Below are 6,334 nucleotides of genomic sequence, written 5' to 3' on the forward strand. Positions count from 1 at the left end.
GCAGACAATGAAGCGTTTCGAGTTCGACGACGGCAGCTCCAGCAAGTTTTGGGAAATCGAACACGATGGTTGCGACCTGCACGTTCGTTACGGCAAAATCGGCACCACCGGGCAAGCCCAAACGAAGACCCACGCCGATGCCGCCAAGGCTGGCGCCGCCATGGAGAAGCTGGTCCGCGAAAAAACCGGCAAAGGGTACGTCGAGACCGGCGCGGCAACGCCTCGCGCCACAGCGCCGCAGCCGTCCTGCGCGGCGCCCGCCCCCGTGCCCGCGCTCGCGAGCGGCGGCGCGCCCTGGCTGGCGGCCGGCCCGGTGCTCGATCTGCCGCCCGGACTGCTCGGCCCCGCCCTGCCCTCGCGTCGCTTTCCGGTCCCCCGGCCGCTCGACGCGGACGCAAGCTGGCGCGCGTTTCTCGCCATTGCCAACAAGCGCTTCGTGATCGCCCCGGACGCCTCGCATCCGGACGACCGCAACGCGGCCACCGAAGCGGCCGCGCGCCTGAGCGAGGGCGCCAGCGACGGCTCGTTCGCATCCGATGTGGTGCTGATGGCGCTCGACGCCTACCTGCACCAGCACCAGCAACGCGACCAGGCGAACGGGCAATTCCTCGATTTCCTGGTGGCGCGCAAAGGCTTGCCCTACGCCGTGGAGGTGTTCCTCCAGGCCGAAGGCAGCAGTTGCGACCATGCGGCCGGATGGGAGGCGCCCAAATGGCCGGTGATGTTCGCCCGCGACCGGGGCCGGGAATTCGCCACCAGCGAAGAGCACATCGACAGCGCGCCCGAACTGGCGCTGCGCGCCCATCTTGCCGCCGCCGCGCCGCAGGACTGGGAGCAGTGCGTGGCCAGCATTCGCGCTGCCCTGCCGCGCATCGCCCCGCAACGCCGGCCCTGGTACGCCATCATGCTGCCGGAGCTGCCCGACATCGCCAACGACCTGGCACTGACGCTTGATCATGCGCACGCGCCGGACTCGCTCAACTGGCTGCTGCTGGCGGCCACGTCGCCGGCCGCCATCGCCGCGCTGCGCCTGGACAGCGCGCGCCACGGCACGCCACGGCTGTTCAGGAAGCACACCATGATCGCCACCCTGGTACAGGAACGCGGGGCGGACGCGGTCGCGGCGCTGGAAGCGGGCCTGGAGTACGGGATCGTGGGCGAGGTGCTGACGCATATCGGCACCCCGGCCGCATTGATCGTGCTGGCGCGCGACGCCAGGGACGACAAGGCAACGCTGGTGCGCTTCTTCGGCCTGACCCGGCGCTGGCCGCTGGCCGCCATTGCCGCCCTGGCCGAACTGCTGGCGTCCGAGCGCGGCGCGGCCGCCACCTTCGGCTTCGCCCTGAACAACCTGGTGCGCGCGCATGCGGCGGCGGTCCCGGCGATCATCACCGCCATCGCGCCGGAGGGCGCCAGCCTGTTGGCCGGGCTGCACCGGGAGTTGAGCGTGCAGGCCGACCTGGCGGATTGCGCCGACCTGCCACCGGTGCTGGTCAATCCACCGTGGCTGGCCGCCGCCAGGCCGGCCCACGCGGTGCTCACGCTCAAGCCGCTGGCGCTGCCCGAACGCGAACAATGGGAGCCGGGCAGCCGCGCAGCGTGGCTCGCGCTCGACGACGACTTCGGCAAACAGCTCGACGCGGCCCGCAGCGATCCGCTGGCGCTGGCGTGGCTTACCGGGTTTCGCGACAGTCCGCAACGCGAACAGATTGCCGCCTTGATCGGCGGCGCCGATACCGAGCGCCTGATCGCGCTGGCGCGGGAGCACCGCAGCATCCCGACCCGCTACATGCTCGATGGGCGCGGCATCGCCAACTTGCCCGCGCCGCTCGGCCTGGCCCTGTGGAACGCGCTCGGGTGCGACGACGTGAGCAACCTTGGGTATGCCGTGGCGCGCTTCGGCCTGGACGCCCTGCCCTCGGTGGTGACGCTGTGCCGCGACTCGCCGGACGGTGGCCAGTGGCTCGCCCTGCCCTTCGGCGCGGTGGCGCTGGCGCAACCGATGGCGCGCAGCTTCGCCACCAAAAAGGCGGTGCGCGACGAGGCCCGCGCGTGGCTGCTGGCGCACCCGGAGCACGCGGCCTGCGGCCTGATCGCCGTGGCGCTCGGCAAAACCTGCCCGGCGCGCGCGCACGCCATCGTCGCGCTGCGCATGCTCGCCCACGCAGGCCAGCGCGCGCTGCTGCTCGATGTCGCCGCGCGCTACCCGCAACCGGAAGTGGCGGCGGCGCTGGCCGACCTGCTCGACCCGTACCAGCTGTTCCCGGCCAAGCAAGGCGCCTTCCCCGCCTTCTGGCAGCCGGGCGGATGGCGCCGGCCACTGCTGGCGCACAATGGAAAAGCACTGCCCGACAGCGCCATCGAACAACTCGGGTGCATGCTGCGCTTTCCGAGCGACGACGGTGTGTACGCCGGCATCGCCGACGTCAAGCGGGCCTGCACGGCCGAATCGCTGGCCGACTTCGCGTGGGAGGTATTCCTGGCGTGGGTCGGCGCCGGCGGTCCGCCCAAGGAGGGCTGGGGCATGGGCGCGCTCGGCCTGATCGGCAATGACGACAGTGCGCGCAAGCTCACTGCCTACCTGCGCAGCTGGCCCGGAGAGAGTCAGCACCAGCGCGCCGTGGCGGGGCTGGACGTGTTGGCCGCCATCGGCAGCGACACCGCGCTGATGCTCCTGAACGGCATCGCGCAGAAGATCAAGTTCAAGGCCTTGCAGGATCGCGCGCGTGAAAAAATCGCGCAAATCGCTGACGCGCGCGGCCTCGGCGTGGAAGAACTGGAAGACCGCCTCGCGCCCGACCTGGGCCTGGGCGAGGACGGCACCTTGCTGCTCGACTTCGGGCCACGCCAGTTCCGCGTCGGCTTCGACGAGACGCTCAAGCCGTTCGTGCGCGACGACGCCAAGCTGCGCCTGGCGGACCTGCCCAAGCCGAACAAGGCCGACGACAAGGCGCTGTCGGCGGCGGCGGTGGAGCGCTTCAAGGCGCTCAAGAAGGATGCGCGCACCATCGCCGCGCAGCAGGTGCGCCGGCTGGAAGCGGCCATGTGCGCGCAGCGGCGCTGGAGCGCGGACGTGTTCCGCCAGTGCCTGGCCGGGCATCCGCTGGTGCGCCATCTGGTGCAGCGGCTGGTGTGGGGCGTGTACGGGGGCGAGGCGAACCTGCTGGCGTGCTTCCGGGTCGCTGCCGACGGCAGTTTTACCGATAGCGCCGACGCGCCGTTCGCGCTGCTCGAAGGCGATGGGGTGCGCATCGGCGCTGCGCATGCGCTGGACCTGCCGGCGACGGACGCGGCGGCGTTCGGCCAGCTGTTCGCCGATTATGAACTGTTGCAGCCGTTCGCCCAGATCGGGCGCGACGTGCACACGGCCAGCGCCGCCGAACTGGCGTCCGGCAGCTTCGAGCGCTGGGTTGGCGTGGTGGTGGCGAGCGGCCGCGTTCTCGCGCTGGAAAACCAGGGCTGGCGGCGCGGCCGCGCCTGGGATGGCGGCGCGATCTGGAATGTCAACAAGCCGCTCGGCGGGGGACGCGCGGCGCAGCTGGACCTGAACCCCGGGCTGATGGCGAACAATCCGGGCGAATTTCCCGAGCAGACGCTGGGCAAGCTGATTGTGGGGGCGACCGATCGGCACGGGGAAGTGCCGGTCGCGGCCAGCTTGGACCAGCTCGACGCCATCGTCATCAGTGAACTGATACGGGATATGGAAAGGCTGCGCGAGTGATCCAGCAAAGTCATCGACACCACATAAAACGCTCAAATGGCAAAGCTAGGTCTAGTGGAATATATATGCACTGATTGCAGTTGCAACTGTTGCAGTGCCCACCTTCCTTACCGTGTCGACGACTGACTCCGGAAATGCCTTCTTCCCGTTGAGCATTGCCAGTAGTTCTTGTCCGGTCGCGACAACGGCAGATCTCTCTGCAGCACTACAGATTCGACTGCCGAGTGTATTGGCAACGAGCGCGTCCAGATCATGTTTTACCCGCTCGGAAATGTCCGCGTTATCGATACCGCTCGAATGGACTCCCTCCATTTGTTCGGCAGTTTCGCGAGTCACGTGAACTTCAATATCCGGATATCGAGACACATGCTGCTTCACATACGCTGAGCTATCGGTTGCCTTCAACTGGAAGGAATTGAGCGATTCGTGGGTGCTGCTAGATTTGATGACGACATCGGCACCTGGACGGTTGGTGGCGGCGTAGACCTCCGCATATGTATCAGTATGGGCAGCATTATAGTTTTTCACAAACAGCAGTTCATGATAAATGCCTTTGACATTGCTAGCCGCACCCTTGATTTGATGTGCCTCCAGCCCGCCTAAGTATTCGCTTAGCTCATATTCATCAGCATCATTCAATGCTCGTGATGAACGCCGCAACGCGTCCAATACCAACCGGCTTTCCGGACTATCATCAACGGCGGTTCGTGTAAGGAGTGCATAGAATACTCCACCGATCAAGTGCTCAAGATCAATTGTCGTTCGAGTCCCAGAGGAGATGACATAGTCCCCGAACCCATCGATCACCACGCGCTTAAAATCGACCAAGACGTGTTGGCGATAGGCAACCGCGTTCTTAGTATCAAGACTGGCGCAAATTTGGTCAGCGTGCTCAATCAGCATCGTGTGCAATGGTAAAAGGGTATTGTTCAGTAACTCAGATGCCAGTTGAGACGAGACAATAAATTCTTTATCCACCAAAAAATCATCGATCATTGATATCAAAAACCAGCAATATTGAACAATCCGCTGCTCTTCATCAGAAAGATCATCGAAGGCGCGCCGTTCCGAACCGAGCAACTTGTAAGCGCCCAAGCCGACAACAATCGTCAACCCGCCGGTGAGCGCGGCACCTGCCGCCATCCCGCCACCAAGCAATCCGCCAACCCAAGCCAGAGTGGCGTTTGTCGCTGCGGCGCCGGATAGACTCGCGATCGCGGTACCTGTGCCTGCGGTACCATATGTGCTGACCAACGCTAGCAAAGACGCCGTTGTAGCGAGTCCGCTGATTTTTGAAGCAACGACGGCGCCAAACTGAGATGCTGCTTTATGAGCATCGTCAGGACTGATCTGCATGATACAAGCGGAGATGTAATTCAGTTCGGCGCGCGTGTTACTCAAGAGCTTGTGCGCATTTTCTGCCTGGAAATACGGCTTGATTGTTTCCCGGGTATGTCCGTACATGCCGCCCAATACCGACCCTACCATTTGGAACTTTTTCCCGACCTCATATTCACTGGCAAGCTCGGTGGTCGGGCGTGCCACGAAGGTGTCGAAATGCTCACCGACAAAGGTTCCGGCTTTGTTCAGGCCGATATTTTCTGCCGCTGCCGAAGCGGAGCGCTCAGCCTTCACTACAGCTACAGCTATTGCGCTTTTGGCAACACTGGCTTTACCGCTGATATCAATATGCTGATCCACTTTTCGGCCCAATGAGCCAATCTGGTCGCCAACATTCTTAACTTTGTCTGTGATCAATAACTCGGCATCGAGCTTTTGCAAACCGTTAATTGACCAGGTCATCACTGCGCTTGCAGCACCACCTACTACATTTCCAAGTTCGATGGCTTGCTTCTGAGCACTACGCGTCCGCGACACTTGTTTTTTCATCCAGCAAACTCTTTAAAGGTTGACTAAGGGGCAAGGCGATGGGAGGTAGCATCTCGCAAGCAAATACTATTTTCAAAATGTAATTTTTTACCAGCCACAGAGTGGCATGATGACAGGCATCTGTCAAATCTTGGCGGCGGAGCGATCTCTGCCTGGCGTTTATCGCGGCGGCGTTTTGCCGCATCGCCCGGGTCTGGCGCTACAACCCGCGCAGCCCAGCGCGGCCGCCCTCAATGAACGAGCGCGTTTGAGTTTGAATAACCCAACGAAAAAAGCTCCCACTAGGGGAGCTTTTTTCTTGTTCTGGCGGAGATGGTGAGATTCGAACTCACGATACAGGTTACCCCATATGCGTCCTTAGCAGGGACGTGCCTTCGGCCACTCGGCCACATCTCCATTCTGGCCTACACAGTATTGCTAAGCCAGAAGACCAAGATCATACCGGATTCCCGCCGCGCCGAACAGGGCCGAAACGCCCCTCGCAGCGAAAAATTCACAGTTTTCCCGCTGCAAACCGGGCAACAAAAGCAAAAAACCCGCAGGCTCATGACGAGCGCTGCGGGTTTCTTGTCAGTCCAGGCGCAACCTGGACAGGATTCTGGCGGAGATGGTGAGATTCGAACTCACGATACAGGTTACCCCATATGCGTCCTTAGCAGGGACGTGCCTTCGGCCACTCGGCCACATCTCCATTCCGCCCAGTAGTTTCACCAGATCAGAAGA

2 protein-coding genes and 2 tRNA genes are annotated in these 6,334 nt (G+C 63.1%); 1 reads left to right on the forward strand and 3 read right to left on the reverse strand.

The window, feature by feature from the left end:
• The first annotated feature begins 7 nt into the window (after positions 1-7).
• Positions 8-3,721: a DUF4132 domain-containing protein gene (locus F0185_RS30385; RefSeq protein WP_167231714.1), complete on the forward strand. Its 3,714-nt coding sequence runs from the start codon at positions 8-10 to the stop codon at positions 3,719-3,721.
• Between the two features lie 51 nt (positions 3,722-3,772).
• Here F0185_RS30385 and F0185_RS30390 read toward each other — a convergent pair whose 3' ends face one another.
• The 3 genes from F0185_RS30390 to F0185_RS30400 all read right to left on the reverse strand — a co-directional run bounded on the left by F0185_RS30390 (position 3,773) and on the right by F0185_RS30400 (position 6,302).
• Entirely contained in the window at positions 3,773-5,611 is a 1,839-nt protein-coding gene (locus F0185_RS30390; protein ID WP_167231554.1) for a hypothetical protein, read from the reverse strand.
• Positions 5,612-5,915: 304 nt separating this feature from the next.
• Positions 5,916-6,007 (reverse strand) — tRNA-Ser (locus tag F0185_RS30395).
• A 203-nt stretch (positions 6,008-6,210) separates the two neighbouring features.
• Positions 6,211-6,302 (reverse strand) — tRNA-Ser (locus tag F0185_RS30400).
• Positions 6,303-6,334 lie beyond the last annotated feature (32 nt).

Source organism: Massilia rubra (assembly GCF_011682065.1).
GTDB lineage: Bacteria > Pseudomonadota > Gammaproteobacteria > Burkholderiales > Burkholderiaceae_D > Telluria_A > Telluria_A rubra.

Coding starts and splice junctions, on each gene's coding strand:
- F0185_RS30385 (WP_167231714.1), top strand. CDS start 8: ATGAAGCGTTTCGAGTTCGACGACGGCAGCTCCAGCAAGTTTTGGGAA.
- F0185_RS30390 (WP_167231554.1), bottom strand. CDS start 5,611: ATGAAAAAACAAGTGTCGCGGACGCGTAGTGCTCAGAAGCAAGCCATC.